This is a genomic window from Microbacterium sp. 69-10 (assembly GCF_001897945.1).
Classification (GTDB): Bacteria; Actinomycetota; Actinomycetes; order Actinomycetales; family Microbacteriaceae; genus Microbacterium.
On record NZ_MKRT01000022.1, the window covers coordinates 95810 to 112052 of the forward strand.

General features: G+C 70.0%; 10 protein-coding genes and 1 pseudogene. 8 read left to right on the forward strand and 3 right to left on the reverse strand.

The annotated features are described in order from the left end of the window. From BGN97_RS09560 to BGN97_RS09595, 8 genes are all read left to right on the forward strand, one after another. A partial coding sequence (locus BGN97_RS09560; RefSeq protein WP_292700560.1) for a pyridoxal-dependent decarboxylase occupies positions 1-1062 on the forward strand: 1062 nt, incomplete at its 5' end. Between the two features lie 188 nt (positions 1063-1250). Then, on the forward strand, positions 1251-2939 hold the full coding sequence (locus BGN97_RS09565; protein WP_292700563.1) for an ATP-binding cassette domain-containing protein: 1689 nt from the start codon (positions 1251-1253) through the stop codon (positions 2937-2939). A 37-nt stretch (positions 2940-2976) separates the two neighbouring features. Next, a complete protein-coding gene (locus BGN97_RS09570; RefSeq protein WP_292700848.1) occupies positions 2977-4095 on the forward strand; it encodes a GuaB3 family IMP dehydrogenase-related protein in 1119 nt (372 codons plus the stop codon). Then, positions 4092-4916 (forward strand): SURF1 family cytochrome oxidase biogenesis protein, encoded by an 825-nt coding sequence (locus BGN97_RS09575; protein ID WP_292700565.1) that lies wholly within the window; start codon positions 4092-4094, stop codon positions 4914-4916. The genes BGN97_RS09570 and BGN97_RS09575 overlap by 4 nt, the downstream gene beginning before the upstream one ends. Positions 4917-5215: 299 nt before the next feature. Continuing rightward, positions 5216-10102: an ExeM/NucH family extracellular endonuclease gene (locus BGN97_RS09580; protein WP_292700568.1), complete on the forward strand. Its 4887-nt coding sequence runs from the start codon at positions 5216-5218 to the stop codon at positions 10100-10102. Positions 10103-10286: 184 nt separating this feature from the next. Beyond that, positions 10287-10799: a DUF3817 domain-containing protein gene (locus tag BGN97_RS09585; RefSeq protein WP_292700571.1), complete on the forward strand. Its 513-nt coding sequence runs from the start codon at positions 10287-10289 to the stop codon at positions 10797-10799. Further along, entirely contained in the window at positions 10796-12382 is a 1587-nt protein-coding gene (guaA, locus tag BGN97_RS09590) for a glutamine-hydrolyzing GMP synthase (RefSeq protein ID WP_292700573.1), read from the forward strand. Before BGN97_RS09585 ends, guaA begins: the two co-directional genes overlap by 4 nt. 5 nt (positions 12383-12387) lie before the next feature. Continuing rightward, the gene (locus BGN97_RS09595) at positions 12388-13845 is read left to right on the forward strand and encodes a glycosyltransferase (RefSeq protein ID WP_292700577.1); all 1458 of its coding nucleotides are present in this window, start codon (positions 12388-12390) and stop codon (positions 13843-13845) included. A 69-nt stretch (positions 13846-13914) separates the two neighbouring features. Here BGN97_RS09595 and BGN97_RS09600 read toward each other — a convergent pair whose 3' ends face one another. From BGN97_RS09600 to BGN97_RS09610, 3 genes and pseudogenes are all read right to left on the reverse strand, one after another. After that, positions 13915-14442, reverse strand: a complete 528-nt coding sequence (locus tag BGN97_RS09600; protein WP_292700580.1) for a hypothetical protein — start codon at positions 14440-14442, stop codon at positions 13915-13917. 75 nt (positions 14443-14517) lie between these two features. After that, a complete protein-coding gene (locus tag BGN97_RS09605; protein ID WP_292700583.1) occupies positions 14518-15183 on the reverse strand; it encodes a DNA alkylation repair protein in 666 nt (221 codons plus the stop codon). A 159-nt stretch (positions 15184-15342) separates the two neighbouring features. Then, positions 15343-16243: pseudogene (locus BGN97_RS09610) on the reverse strand (hypothetical protein); the annotation flags it as partial.

Below are 16243 nucleotides of genomic sequence, written 5' to 3' on the forward strand. Positions count from 1 at the left end.
GCCGCGCACCTGTTCGACCTGGACTGGGAGCCGGTGCCGGTCGGGACCGACGGCGCCGTGCGCGCGCAGGGTCTCATCGACCGGATGGACGACGATGTCGCACTGGTCGTCGTCAGCGCCCCGGCGTACCCGAGCGGCGCGCTGGACCCGGTCTCGGCGGTCGCGGGCGCCGCGGCGGATCGCGGTCTCTCCTGTCACGTCGACTCCTGCTTCGGCGGGTTCGTGCTGCCGTGGTGGCGTGATCTGCCCGCCTGGGACTTCCGGGTGCGTGGCGTCACCAGCATCTCCGCCGACCTGCACAAGTTCGGCTACGCGCCCAAGGGCGTCTCGGTGCTGCTGCATCGGGGTCGACGCCGGCATCGGGCGCAGTTCTTCGCGACCACGCGCTGGGCCGGGTACCCGGTGGTGAATCCGACGCTGCTCGGCTCACGGTCGGCTTCCCCGCTGGCCGCGGGCTGGGCGATCACGCAGCACCTGGGATCGGAAGGCTATGCGGAGCTGGTCGCGTCGATCCGACGCATCGCTGTCGCCGTGCGCGCGGCGGTCGACGGCATCCCCGGTCTGACGGTGATGGGCGATCCCGTGGGGCCCGCGATCGCCCTCGTCGCGGATGCCTCGGCGCCGGAAGCGACCCGGGTCGACCCGCACCGGCTCGCCGACGAGCTGGCCGGGTACGGCTGGAAGATCCAGCATCAGCCCGGCCTCGTGCAGTCCGACGGCGTGCGCATCCCGCACAGTGCGCATCTCACCCTCACGCCGGTGCTCGAGCAGCGGGTGGGGGAGTTCACGGACGCGCTGCGTGCAGCATCCGATGCGGTGCGCGGCAGGCCGCAGGCCGACGCGCGGATTCTCCTCGCGGGCATGCGCGTGCTCGGCTACGGCGAGGGCGGGCGCGTGCCCGGGCCGAAGGCGGCATGGAGGCTGCTGCGCCTCGCCGGCGCGGGCAGCGTGTCCGCCGACCAGCCCATGTCGGTGCTGATGGCGCTGATCGAGGCGCTGCCGCATCCGGTCGCCGAGGCGCTGCTGACCGAGCTGCTCGCGAGGCTGTCCGAGCCCCGCTGACGGCGCGCGGGACCCGTCCTCGACCGATGCAAGAAGACAAAGGACGGTTCTGGAGCCCGATGACCGGCATGAAGCTCCTCTCATGGAGGCGGAAGGTCCGCGAATCGGCAGCTGTGCGGGCGTGCGCATCAGGAAGCTGATAGCCTGGTCGGCTCGCTGCTCGACAGGGCGGGCGGAAGGAGCCCGCTGTGGGCCACATCGACGTCAACGCGATCGCGCTGACCCTCCCCGACGGACGCCCCCTGCTCGACGAGACGACGTTCCGCGTCGGCGCCGGATCCACGAGTGCGCTGATCGGGCCGAACGGGGCAGGGAAGTCCACTCTGCTGCGGATCATCCGGGGTGACCTCGCCCCCGACGGCGGCGCCGTGGTGATCGACGGGTCACTCGGCGTCATGGACCAGTTCGTCGGACACGGCGACGCCGGAACGACCGTGCACGACCTGCTCGTGCGCGTGGCGCCCGCTCGCATCCGGGTGGCGGCCGAGGCGCTGGATGCCGCGGAGAACGCCCTCATCGAGGACGACACCGAGCGCACCCAGATGCGGTACGCCACCGCGATCGCCGACTACGCGGATGCCGGCGGCTACGAGCACGAGACCGTGTGGGATCAGTGCACGATCGCCGCCCTGGGCGTCCCGTTCGAGCGCGCCCGCTACCGCGACCTCGACACGCTCTCCGGCGGTGAGCAGAAGCGGCTCGCCCTCGAGGCGCTGCTGCGCGGTCCCGATGATGTGCTGCTGCTGGACGAGCCGGACAACTACCTGGACGTGCCGGGCAAGCTCTGGCTCGAGGACCGGCTCCGTGAGACGCCCAAGACCGTGCTGCTCGTCTCGCACGACCGCGAACTGCTCGCCCGCGCCGCCGATCGCATCATCACCCTCGAGCCCGGGGGAGCGGGGGCCACCGCCTGGGTGCACGGAGGCGGTTTCGCCACCTACCACCGGGCCAGGGAGGACAGGCTCGATCGGCTCGACGAGCTGCGCCGGCGCTGGGATGAGCAGCACGAGAAGCTCAGGACGCTGGTCGCGACGCTCAAGGTGAAGGCCGCAGCGAACGACGGCTTCGCCTCGCGCTACCGTGCGGCGCAGACCCGACTGCGCTGGTTCGAGCAGGCGGGACCGCCGGAGGAGCGTCCGCCTGCCCAGGACTTCGACATGCGCCTGCGCGGAGCCCGCACGGGCAAGCGCGCCGTCGTGTGCACCCGCCTGGAGCTGACCGGGCTGATGAAGCCGTTCGACGCCGAGATCTGGTTCGGCGATCGGGTCGCGGTGCTCGGCTCGAACGGCTCGGGCAAGTCCCACTTCCTGCGCCTTCTCGCCCGCGGTGGCACCGACCCCGACCCCACGCTGGGTCACCTGGTGGCGGCATCCGAGGCCCTGGAACCCGTCGCCCACACCGGCGCCGCCGCGCTGGGCGCGCGGGTCGTGCCGGGTCTGTTCGCGCAGACCCACGCGCATCCGGAGTTCGCCGGCCGCACCCTGCTGGAGATCCTGCACCGGGGCGACGACCGTCGCGCCGGGATGCCGCGCGACGCCGCGAGCTCGGCCCTCGATCGATACGGGCTGGTGCGTCAGGCCCAGCAGGCGTTCGACCAGCTGTCCGGTGGGCAGCAGGCGCGCTTCCAGGTGCTGCTGCTCGAGCTGAGCGGTGCCACCCTGCTGCTGCTGGACGAGCCCACCGACAACCTCGACCTGGAGTCGGCCGAGGCGCTCGAGCAGGCCATCGCCCGCTTCGAGGGGACCGTCGTCGCGGTCACGCACGACCGCTGGTTCGCCAGGTCCTTCGACCGCTTCCTGGTGTTCGGCCAGGACGGCGAGGTCTACGAGTCGGACGCGCCGGTGTGGGACGAGCGACGTGTCGTGCGGGCGCGGTGAGCGCGTCGACGGCGCCGGGTAGTCTGGTGGGGTGAGCATGGACATCGAGATCGGCCGAGGCAAGCGCGCACGTCGCGCGTACACGTTCGACGACATCGCGGTCGTGCCATCGCGACGAACCCGCAACCCGGAGGACGTCTCCACCGCCTGGACGATCGACGCGTTCTCGTTCGACATCCCGGTGCTCGGCGCGCCCATGGACTCCGTGGTCAGCCCGCGCACCGCGATCATGCTCGGTCAGCTCGGCGGCCTCGGGGTGCTCGACCTCGAGGGCCTGTGGACGCGTTACGACGACCCGCAGCCGCTGCTCGACGAGATCGCGGCGCTCCCCGCCGAGCGCGCCACGACCAGGATGCAGCAGCTGTACTCCGAGCCGATCAAGCCGGAGCTCATCAAGCAGCGCCTGGCCGAGATCCGCGAGGCGGGCGTCACCGTCGCGGGCTCCCTCACCCCGCAGCGCACGCAGGAACTGTATGAGACGGTCGTCGCCGCCGGCGTCGACCTGTTCGTGATCCGCGGCACCACGGTGTCCGCGGAGCATGTCTCGAGCGTGGCCGAACCGCTGAACCTGAAGAAGTTCATCTACGACCTCGACGTGCCCGTCATCGTCGGCGGTGCCTCGACCTACACCGCGGCCCTCCACCTGATGCGCACCGGCGCCGCGGGCGTGCTGGTCGGCTTCGGCGGGGGTGCGGCGTCCACGACGCGCGTCACCCTGGGCATCCACGCCCCGATGGCCACCGCCGTCTCCGACGTCGCGGCCGCGCGCCGCGACTACCTCGACGAGTCGGGTGGACGCTACGTGCACGTGATCGCCGACGGCGGCGTCGGCACGTCCGGCGACATGGTCAAGGCTCTCGCGATGGGTGCGGATGCCGTGATGCTGGGCGTCGCGCTCGCGCGCGCCACGGATGCGCCCGGCCAGGGCTTCCACTGGGGTGCCGAGGCGCACCACCCGCAGCTGCCCCGCGGACGCCGCGTGGCAGTGGACGGCGTCGCGAACCTCGAGGAGATCCTCTACGGTCCCGCCCCCGTCGCGGACGGCACAGCCAACCTGATCGGCGCGCTGCGCAAGTCGATGGCGACGACCGGATACTCCGACCTGAAGGAGTTCCAGCGCGTCGAGGTCGTGCTCGCGCCCTACGAGCTGGGATGACGAACAGCGCGCCGCTCGCGCCGCAGGAGTTCCCGCCCACCCTGCGCGAGGTCATGCTGCGCAGGCGCTGGATCGGCGTCCTCGCGCTGTGCCTGGTCGTCGCGGGCGTGTTCGCGTGGCTCGGCCAGTGGCAGCTCGAGCGCGCCATCGACACGACGCCTCCCGCACCGGGCGCGACCGAGAAGGTGCGTCCGCTGACCGACGTGATCGAGCCGGGGAAGTACCTCGACCAGAGCCTCGGCGGGCAGCGCGTCCGGACCTCGGGGACGTGGGTCGCGGGGGACTTCATCGTCATCTCGCAGCGCATCAACGACGGCACCGAGGGCTACTGGGTCACCGGTCAGCTCCGGGTCGCCGACCGCACCTCGATCGCCGTCGCGGTCGGCTGGGCCGCCACCAGGAGGCAGGCGGATGCCGCGGTCGCGGCGCTCGAGAAGCAGGGTGCCGTCGAAGCCTCGATCACCGGGCGGCTGATCGACGATGAGGGCGTGGAGGTGCCCCCGCGCTCCGATCCGATGGAGCTCAACCGGATGTCGCCCGCGGCGCTGCTGAGCCGCTGGCACGACATCGACGAACTGAGCGTGTACCGCCCGTACCTGGCATCCGCCACGGCGTCCGCCGGACTCGTCGACATCAGCTCGCGCCCGCCGCAGGAGCAGTCGCCGATCAACTGGCTGAACATCTTCTACGCCGCCGAGTGGGCCGTGTTCGCCGGCTTCGCCTTCTACCTCTGGTACCGGCTGGCGAAGGATGCCTGGGAGCGCGAGGTCGAGGAGTTCGAGGACGCGGTGACCGCCGCTCAGGACGACGACCTCGACTGACGTCTCTGCCGTCGGGCGGCACCGGAGTGCACGTTCGGTGACCATTCGGTGGCGGATCGACCAACATCCGCGATCGGGCTTGCCGGGTGTCGGATGCTGGCCATAAGGTCACATCTATGTGTGCGCGCTGAGAGTGTGCACTGTGCGCGCTGAGAGTGCGCACAGCGACCGGTTCACAAGACCGAGCGCTCGACTCATACCCGAGGAGACAGCTGATGACGTTGCCCGCCCCCGGTGAGAAGAACCAGAGGGTTCCGCTCACACGACCTAGAAGCCGAGGGCGCGTCTGCGCTCTCGCCATGACCACCGTGTTCGCGCTGGGCTTCGGCTCGCTGATCGCCGCGCCCGCATTCGCGAGCACCGACGGCACCGGTGTGGTCATCAACGAGGCGTATCTGTCCGGCGGCAGCGCCGGCGCGGCCTTCAAGAACAAGTTCGTCGAGCTGTACAACCCGACTGACGCCGCGGTCGCGCTCGACGGGATGTCGCTGCAGTATCGTTCCGCGACAGGGACCGGCAACTTCGGAGGCATCGTCCCGCTCACCGGGACGGTCCCCGCGCACGGCTACTTCCTCGTTCAGGGCGGCACCAACAGCGGCACCTCGACTGCACCGGCGCTTCCGACGGCCGATCAGACGGGCACGGCGCTGAACCCCTCCGGGACCACGGGCACCGTGGCTCTCGTGCAGGGCACTGCTCCCCTCGCGCTCGCGGCCGGCGATGCGGCCGGTGCGGAGGGCGTCGTCGACCTGCTCGGCTACGGCACCTCGAACACCTTCGAAGGCTCCGTGGCCGGCGCTCCGGCGGGCAACACCGACGTGAAGTCGCTGAACCGCACCGACGGCAAGGACTCCGACGACAACAGCGCGGACTTCGTGCTGTCGGCATCCGTGACCCCGACCAACTCCAAGGGCGAGACGGGCGCGACCGATCCGGGCACCGACCCCGGCCCGCAGCCGGGTGAGAAGGTCTCCATCGCCGAGGTGCAGGGCACCACCGACACCTCCCCGATGGTCGGCAAGACCGTCACCGTCGAGGGCGTCATCACCGCCGATTACCGCACCGGCGGATACAACGGCATCGTCATCCAGACCAAGGGCACCGGCGGCGACAAGAAGACCGCTGGTGCATCCGACGGCATCTTCGTGTACCTGAACGGCAAGAGCGTCCCCGGCCGGATCGGCGACCTCGTCTCCGTCAACGGCGCCGTCAGCGAGTACTACGGCCAGACGCAGATCACCCCGGCATCCGCCGGCGATGTCACCGTCGTCACGGCCAGCGTCGGCGTGCCTGCGCCGGTCGCACTGCCGACCTCGGTCGTCGGCGCCGACCGCGAGCAGTACGAGAACATGCTCGTCGCCCCCACGGGCGACTATCTCGTGGCATCCAGCCATCAGCTGTACAACTACGGCACGCTGTGGCTGAACCCGGGTGAGCTCAATGTCAAGAACACCGAGCAGAAGCGTCCTGGCGCGGAGGCGGATGCCATCGCGGCAGCCAACGCCGCCTCCCGCATCCTGCTCGACGACGGCTACAGCGTGGGGATCGGCAAGCCCGGGCACACCGGTGACCAGCCGTACTTCACCAAGGACGTCGTGGTGCGCAATGGCGATGCCGTGGACTTCGGTGGCAAGGGCTTCGTGCTGCAGTACGACCACGATGACTGGCGTCTGCAGCCCGTCACGCCGCTGAACAGCAACTCTCCGGCATCCGAGAAGGTCACGTTCAAGACGAACAACCCGCGTCCTGCAGTCCCGTCGGTCGGCGGCGACGTGCAGATCGCGTCGTTCAACGTGTACAACTACTTCACGACGCTCAGCTCGGTGGACTCCAACGCGCGCGGCGCGAAGGACGCGGCTCAGTTCGCGATCCAGAAGTCGAAGATCGTCGCGGCCATCAACGGCACCGGTGCTGAGATCGTCTCGCTGATGGAGATCGAGAACGGGCCCAAGCTCGGCAAGCCGATCGACACCGCCCTCGCCGATCTGGTGAGCGGGCTGAACGCCGCCGCCGGCTCCGACGTGTGGGCGTACGTGCCGACGCCGAAGGCGCTCGACGACGCTGCGATCACCGACTACATCACCAGCGCGATCATCTACAAGAAGGCCGCCGTCACGCCCAAGGGCGCAGCGCAGACCATCATCGATGAGACCGTGTGGGGCAACGCCCGCGAGCCGATCGCCCAGGCGTTCGACATCGACGGACGCACCGTCACGGTCGTCGCGAACCACCTCAAGTCCAAGTCCGGCACCGGCACCCAGCCGGCCGACGGCCAGGGCTTCTTCAACGCCGACCGCGTGAAGCAGGCGAAGTCGCTGCTGGCCTTCACCGAGAAGCTGAAGGCCGACTCCGGCAGCGGCGACATGCTGCTGATCGGCGACTTCAACGCGTACGGCCAGGAGGACCCGATCGACGTGTTCACGTCGCAGGGCTGGCTCGACACTGTTCCCGCCAAGGCCAAGGGGCAGTACACGTACTCCTTCGACGGTGAGCTCGGCTCGCTCGACCACGTGATCGCGTCGCCTTCGCTCGCGGCATCCGTCACCGGTGCCGGTGTCTGGGGCATCAATTCGCCGGAGTGGAGTGACCGGGGCTACGCGTTCGCTGCGACGGAGTCGGGGACCCCGTTCCGCTCCAGCGACCACGACCCGATCCTCGTCGGCGTCTCGGCCACGGTACCTCCGATCAGCATCGACATCGCCACGATCAACGACTTCCACGGTCGCATCGAGGCGGACAATGCCTCGGCCGGTGCGGCAGTGCTCGCCGGTGCTGTCAAGGACGTGCGTGCGAAGAACCCGAACACGATCTTCGCCGCGGCCGGCGACCTGGTCGGCGCGTCGACGTTCACCTCGTTCATCCAGGACGACAACCCCACCATCGACGCGCTGAACGCCGCGGGTCTCGAGGTCAGCGCGACGGGCAACCACGAGTTCGACCAGGGCTGGGCAGACCTGCGCGACCGCATCGTCCCGCGGGCTGACTGGGAGTACATCAACTCCAACGTGTTCATGAAGGGCACCGACAAGACCGCCCTCGCACCGTCCTGGGTGAAGGAGGTCGACGGGGTCCGTGTGGGCTTCGTGGGCGCGGTCACCGAGGATCTCGACAACCTCGTCTCGCCGGCCGGTATCGCCGATCTCGACGTGCGCGACATCGTCGCCTCGGTCAACAGCGCCGCCGCGGCGCTGCGCGACGGCGACCCGAGCAACGGCGAGGCGGATGTCATCATCCTGCTGGTGCACGAGGGCGCTTCGACGACCTCGGTCGACAGCATCACGCCCGACTCGGCACTCGGCAAGATCGTCTACGGCGTCGGCAAGGACGTCAACGCGATCGTCTCGGCGCACACCCACCTCGCCTACAATCACGTCATCGACGGCCGCCCGGTCGTCTCGGCGGGCCAGTACGGCGAGAACATGGGCCTGATGAACCTGCAGGTCGACCCGAAGACGCACAAGCTGCTCTCGATCTCCAACGAGATCAAGCCGCTGGCGCACCAGAACCCCGACAAGACGTGGACGGCGAACTACCCGGCCATCCCCGAGGTCCAGACGATCGTCGACACCGCCAAGAAGGAAGCCGACGTGCTCGGCAACGTCAAGGTGGGCGAGATCACTGCTGACTTCAACCGCGCTCTGCAGAGCGACGGCAAGACGGAGAACCGCGGTGGCGAGTCCACCATCGGTAACTTCATCGCCGACGTGCAGCAGTGGTCCACGGGTGCGGAGATCGCCCTCATGAACCCGGGCGGCATCCGCACGGTGATGGCGTACAAGGGCACCTCGGACAGCGACCCCGACGGCAACCTCACCTACCGTGAGGCGGCATCGGTCCAGCCGTTCGCCAACACGCTGGTCACGCTGAACCTGACCGGTGCACAGCTGAAGGCGGTGCTCGAGGAGCAGTGGCAGCCGGCGGGGTCGGCGCGTCCGTTCCTCAAGCTCGGCGTCTCGAAGGGTCTGACGTACACGTACGACCCCACCGCGGCACAGGGCTCGCACATCACCTCGATCACGGTGAACGGCACCGTCGTCGACCCGGCGAAGTCGTACCTGGTCGCGGCGAACTCGTTCCTCGCGGCGGGCGGGGACAACTTCTTCACGCTCGCCAAGGGCACCGGCAAGAAGGACACCGGCAAGGTCGACCTGCAGTCGATGGTCGACTGGTTCACGGCCAACAAGGTCGCGACCCCCGACCTCGGCCAGCGCGCCGTCGGTGCGGTGTTCACCCCGGTGGCAGGCACGACCGGCTATATGGTCGGCGACCAGGTGAAGGTGGATCTCTCCTCGCTGGCGTTCAGCGCAGGCGAGAAGGCCCCGACCGAGGTGGCGTTCTCGATCGGCGGCACCCAGCTGGGCACTGCTCCGATCACCGTCGCCGTGAAGGACGCGTATGACGAGGCCGGTGCCGCGTCGTTCACCTTCACCGTTCCGGCGGATGCCGCGGGCAAGACGCTCACGGCGACGCCGAACGTCGGTGTGGCTGTCACCCTGCCGATCACCTTCGCTGGTGGCGAGCAGCCGAAGGCGACGTTCGCGGTCGGCACCCAGTGGGTGCGCTCCGGGGCGGACCTGCCGGTCAAGGGCACGGGACTCCTCCCGGGTGAGAAGGTCTCCATCGAGCTGCGCAGCACTCAGGGCAAGGCGGAGACGATCGCTCTGGGCGAGGTCACGGTCGGCGGGAACGGCGCGCTCGACGTGGCTCTCACCGTTCCGGAGAAGACGAAGCCGCACTCCTACGATGTCGTCCTCGTCCGCGCGGACGGCAGCGAGCTGAAGGGCAGCGTGTTCGTCTATCGCGGTAACGGGCAGGTGAAGGCCGACAAGAAGAAGGCCGCCGCCGGCTCGACGCTCACCATCACCGGCGACGGCTTCCACGCGGGCACCACCGTCGTGATCGAGCTGCATTCGACGCCGGTGAAGCTCGGCGAGGCGAAGGTCGCCGTCGACGGCACGTTCAGCGCCACCGTCACGGTGCCGTCGAACACCGCGGCAGGCACCCACGCGATCGTCGTCCTGCAGAACGACGGCAAGCAGGTCTCCACTCCGCTGGTCGTCACCGCGGCCGCGGGCCTGGCGACCACCGGTGCGGACTCCCTGCCATACGTGCTGCTGGCGGCTCTGCTGCTGATGGTGGGCCTCGGTCTGGTCGTGGTGCGTCGCCGGCGCGCTGAGCGCTCCTGACCTTCAGCGCATCGAATGCAAGGGCGCCCGTCATCTCCTCGGAGGTGGCGGGCGCCCTTGCCTGCACGGAGAGCGGTCACCGCGTCCCCGCATCCGCTCGCGTCAACGGGCGCATCCGATTCCGGCAACCGATGCTGCCGACGACCGGCAGGACACCGACGCGCCGCCCAGTAGACTGGTATCCATGCCCGAGCCGAAAATCGCCAGTTTCCCGGCGATCCGCGGCGCGCTGAAGTTCTATCAGATCGCGTCCATCATCACCGGTGTCATGCTGCTCCTGCTGCTGACCGAGATGATCGTGAAGTACTCGCCCATCCACCACGAGCTGTTCCTGGGCGGCTCCGGCGGGTTCCTGTGGTTCGCCGATGTCATCGTCGGCGACGGATGCCAGTGGTACTCGCTGTTCGTCCCCGGCGGCATGGGCTGCAAGCTCACCAGCGTGGGCGATGGGCTGAACCTGTCGCTGGGCATCCTCGTCGCGCACGGCTGGTTCTACGTCGTGTACCTGTTCGCCTGCTTCCGTGTATGGAGCTTGATGCGCTGGCCGTTCCGGCGCTTCATCCTGCTCGCCCTCGGCGGTGTGATCCCGTTCCTGTCGTTCTTCATGGAGCTGAGCGTCTCGCGCGAGGTGAAGAACTACCTCTCCACCCGGGAGGCCGCCGACGCCTCCATTCCCGCCTCGGAAGGTGCCCGTTGACCGAACAGAACGAGACCCAGCAGCGCCCCGCGCTCGTCGTCGACTTCGGCGCGCAGTACGCGCAGCTGATCGCACGCCGCGTCCGCGAGGCGGGCGTGTACAGCGAGATCGTGCCGCACACGGCGACCGCTGAGGAGATCGCCGCGAAGAACCCGGTCGCGCTGCTGCTCTCCGGCGGCCCTTCCTCGGTCTACGAGGAGGGCGCCCCCAAGCTCGACCCGGCCGTGTTCGAGCTGGGCGTGCCGACGCTGGGCATCTGCTACGGCTTCCAGTACATGGCCCAGACCCTGGGCGGCGAGGTCGCCAACACCGGTCTGCGGGAGTACGGTGCGACCGACGCGCACATCCCCGAGAACGGCAGCTCGCTGCTGGCCGGACAGCCCGCCGAGCAGAACGTGTGGATGAGCCACGGCGACCAGGTCGCCCGCGCCCCCGAGGGCTTCGAGGTGCTCGCCACCACCGACGCCACCAAGGTCGCCGCCTTCGCGAACGAGGAGCGCAAGCTCTACGGCGTGCAGTGGCACCCCGAGGTGAAGCACTCCGACCACGGCCAGGAGATCCTCGAGAACTTCCTGCACAAGAGCGCCGGGCTGTCCGCGGACTGGAACAGCGACAATGTGATCGCCGAGCAGATCGAGCGCATCCGCGAGCAGGTCGGTGACGCTCGCGTCATCTCCGCCCTCTCCGGCGGCGTGGACTCGGCCGTGTCGACGGCCCTCGTGCACAAGGCGATCGGCGACCAGCTCACTGCGGTGTTCGTCGACCACGGTCTGCTGCGAAAGGGCGAGCGGGAGCAGGTCGAGAAGGACTACGTCGAGTCCACCGGCGTGCGCCTGATCACGGTCGACGCCGTGGACACCTTCCTGGGCCACCTCGCCGGCGTCACCGACCCCGAGACCAAGCGCAAGATCATCGGCCGCGAGTTCATCCGCGCGTTCGAGCAGGTGCAGCGCGACCTGGTCGAGGAGGCCAAGGCCACCGGCGGCGCGCCCGTGAAGTTCCTGGTGCAGGGCACCCTGTACCCGGACGTCGTCGAGTCCGGCGGCGGAGCGGGCACCGCGAACATCAAGTCGCACCACAACGTGGGCGGCCTGCCAGACGACCTCGACTTCGAGCTCGTCGAGCCGCTGCGCGCCCTGTTCAAGGACGAGGTCCGCGCGATCGGCCGCGAGCTCGGCATCCCCGAGGCGATCGTCGGACGCCAGCCCTTCCCGGGCCCCGGCCTGGGCATCCGCATCATCGGCGAGGTGACCCGCGAGCGCCTCGACATCCTGCGCGAGGCCGACGCCATCGCCCGCGAGGAGCTGACGAAGGCCGGCCTGGATCAGACGATCTGGCAGTGCCCGGTCGTGCTGCTCGCCGACGTCCGCTCGGTGGGCGTGCAGGGCGACGGCCGCACCTACGGTCACCCGATCGTGCTGCGCCCGGTCTCGTCCGAGGACGCGATGACCGCCGACTGGACTCGCCTGCCCTACGACGTGCTCTCGAAGATCTCGAACCGCATCACCAACGAGGTCAGCGAGGTCAACCGCGTCGTGCTCGACGTCACCTCGAAGCCGCCGGCGACGATCGAGTGGGAGTAAGCACTGTGAGCGACGCCGCGCCGGGGGAGGGCATCTTCCCCGACGCGGCGTTTCTCGTCCTGTCGAGCCGGCTGATCCCCGGGCTCGACGGCGGCTACACGATCGCCACGGCCGCGCGCGCTCGGCAGATGGCTGCGCGCGGCGCCGACGTGCAGGTGCTCACGGTGGATCCAGCGGATGCTGCAGCGCACGCCGCGCACCGCGCGGAGTTCGCACGCCTCGGGATGCTCCCTGCCGGCATCCCGCTCCGGAACCTCTTCGACGAGGCGTCCGCCCCCGGCGGCGGAGCTGCGCCCTGGCTGCGCGCCGCAGCATCCGCCCCTGAATCTTCTCGAGTGAACCACCTGCCGCCGAGTGCACCGGTTGGCGACGTCGATATCCGGTTCCCTCGTCAGGAAGTGGTGCACTCGCAGGAGGAGGCGGACTCCTACCGCGAGCTGACGGATGCCGAGGGGCGCGCATACGCGGCTCTGCCCGTGATCCAGGGGAACCCGGACTGGCATCTGAGCACGGTCCCCGTGCGGGTGTACGACGAGGCAGGCGAGACCGTCGGCACGCTCGCCGGTTTCGGGGGACTGTACCGCGCATGGCTCGATCACCTCGTCGAGGGGGCCGACCGCCCGGTCGTCGTGATCTGCGAGTCGCGCCAGCTCGGCGAACTGCTGGCGGGCTGGTCGAACCCGAAGGCGCGCATCGTGCACGCGATCCACACCATGCACCTCGAGCCGCCGTACACCCCGGATGCTCCACTGAACGCGCTGTGGACGCGCTGGTTCGCCGTCAGCGACCGGTTCGACGCCGTGATCTGGCCCACTCAGGCGCAGCGCGACGACGTGCAGTCCCGGTTCGGCGGTGACGCCGTGAACCTGGTCTCGCCGCACGGCATCCGCCTTCCCGAGGTGAGCGACCACGCGCGCGAACCGGGACTGGTGGTCAGCGTCTCGCGACTGGCTCCCGGCAAGCGCATCGACCACCTCGTGCGCGCCTTCCTCGCCGCGGACGTCCCCGGCACGCGCCTGGAGATCTGGGGCGACGGGCCGTCCACGGCATCCGTCGCCGAGCAGATCGCGGCCCTCGACGCGGGGGACCGCATCGCGCTGATGGGTCGCACGGACGATCCGGCCGCAGTGCTCCGCCGCGCCTCGCTCATGGTCACCGCCACGGCGTACGAGGGGCAGGGCCTGTCCATCGTGGAGGCGCTCGCAGCAGGCTGCCCCGTGGTGTCGTACGACGTGCGCTACGGCCCCGGCGACGCGCTGCGCCGCGGAGGCGGTCTGCTGGTCCCGGCCGGCGACGAGCGGGTGCTGGCGGACGCGATCCGCCGGGTGCTCACGGACGCCCCGCTGCGCGAGCGCCTGGCCGCCGACGCGCCCGTGGCAGCATCCGCCTGGAGCGAGGACGCGGCCATGACCTCCCTCGCTGCCGCCGCCCGCCTTGCGCTGTCCGCGCCGCCTCGTCGCTGACCGCACTGCTGCCCGGTGGCCGAGTCGCCGTCGGCTGCGCACCTTCGCAGTTCTGCACATTCCCGCACCTCACCGTGCGGCAGAACGGCGGAGATCTGCACGATCGCGGAGTCTTGTGGGCTGGATCCTCCGCCACGGTGATGAACTCCGCAGATTCGGCCTGCCATCAACCCTTGACCGCGACCTGTGATTGCTGAGGATGACGTTGTCGTAACCTGCAGCACGCGTCAGCTGCAGGGCATCCGCAGCACCGGCAATCAGACTCCACGGATCGACGCGGTAGTACTCGGTCAGCGCACGAGCGGATGCGGCGGTCGCGAGGTCTTCCGGGATACCGTTCTTCGTCAACGCGCGCGCGAACACCGGCACCAGGCGCCGACTCCATGCGGTCGCCGACAGCGGCGGAGCGTCGACGATCTTCGGAGTGTGCCAGGGGAATCCCTCGCCGAGATACGGACGCACCTGGGCGGCGTCGAGCGCAGTATCTGGATCCACTGACCGAAGTGCGTCAATGACCGCGCCCGACCACATCCCGTCCCGTACGGCGAGCGTGCCGTCGAAATCCCAGAAGACGACCCGTCGCAGCCCCGATCTCACGACCTCAGGATAGGCGTCAGCTTGACCCATCGCATCCTCATCCGCGGCCGGGGAGCAGCACCGGTGCGGGCGCAGTCAGCCCAGGTGCTTCAGCGCCTCGCGACGGGACAGTGGGGAGAGCGGATGCTGTTCCGCGAACGCTCGCACCCAGTCGGGGTCGCTCTTGCCGAGGTCGCGCAGGGCCCAGCCGATGGCCTTGCGGATGAAGAACTCGTCGTCGTCGATGTTCGTGAGGATCGCGTACTCGAGCAGGTCGCGGTCGGTGGCGTCCTTCCGTCCGAGCTGGCAGATGATCGCCGCCCGCCGCACCCAGAAGTCCTCGTCATCGGCCCAGATGCGCATCTCGAGCGCGAACCGCTCGGGATCGGCATCCAGCAGGTCGCGCAGCCGGTGCGCGACCTCGTCGACGTAGTCCCACCACGCGCCGGAGCGGATCATCTCCTCGTGCACGGGCAGCGTGGCGGCGTCGCCGCGCAGGGCGGGCAGCGCCATCAGGGCGAGCGCGGCGTAGCGCTCCTCGCGCGCGTGCGCCTCGCGCCACAGTGCGAGCGCGGATGCCTTCAGCAGCGCGGCATCCGTCTCGCCCTTCGCAAGCCGCCGCACGAGCGCGCGCACGGCGGGCACCCGGACACCGAGGAACGGCATCGTGGACTTCATGTACGCCTGCTGACCCGGCGCGAGGGCCGGATCGGCGATTTCGCGCAGCTCCGCGCGGATGCCGTCGACGAGCGATGCGGTCATGGCACCAGGGTACGTCGTGTCGCAGAAGAGGTGGGTCGGATGCCTCGGCACCCGCGTGTTCTGGGACGGGGGCGCCGACGGGTCTCAGAAGGGAACGGTTCAGGGCCCTGCACCCACCCCTTGCGGGACACGCGGCCCGCCCCGGTGACCGGGCGCGCCTCAGAAGCGCCGACCGCCGGACCTCCCGTACGAGCGGCTCCCGCCGGACCTCCCGGACGAGCGGCTCCCGCCGGAGGACCGGCTGCTGAACGATCGTGACGAGCTCGACCGCGACGAGCGCGAGGAACCGCCCCACGAGGAATGCGACGACCCGCCCCACCCCGAGGACGATCCGCCGCCGCCGTTGCCGCCGAAGGCCCCGGACAGCGCGCCGAACACGGCGCCGAGCACGACGAACAGGATGATGAGGCCCGCGCTGCCGTCCGCGAGGCTGAAACCGCCGACCAGGCCGAGCAGGCCACCGCCGAGCGCCCCGGCGATCGCCTTCCCGCCGCGCCCCTCGTCGTCCGAGCTCGGCGCGGCGCGGATGGACTGCCAGCTCTGGCGCGACGAGGGTTCGTCGTACATGACGGGGCGCTCACGCTCGGAGCGACCGTCGTCGGCCGCCGCCCTGCTGAACCTCGCGCCGGCCAGCGCGGTCGGAGCGCCGGTCAGCGCCTGCACCTGCGCGGCGACGTCCGATGTCGATGCGGCCAGACGCGCAGCCTCCTGCGGGTCGCCGGTTGCCGTGGCCGCCGCCAGCTGCCGTTTGGCCAGGTTCAGGCGGGGCAGCGCCAGCGCGTTCACCTCGCCCGGTCGGGCCTGCACGGATGCCTCAGCGGCACGCACGGCGGCCTTCGCCAGCTCCAGGGCATCGGCGCCCGTCTGCCCAGGAGCCGCCCCCGCAGCCAGGGCATCCGCCTGCGCCTTCACCGCATCCCGCAGGTCGCCCGCCTCGGCGAGCAGTCGTTCGATCTCGTGCACGGCCTGCGAGATCGCGCTCGGCTTGTGCGCCTGCACGGCCTTCTCCAGCGCCGCGAGCTGGGCATCGGCCGCGGCCAGGCGCCGTCCGATCTCGGCG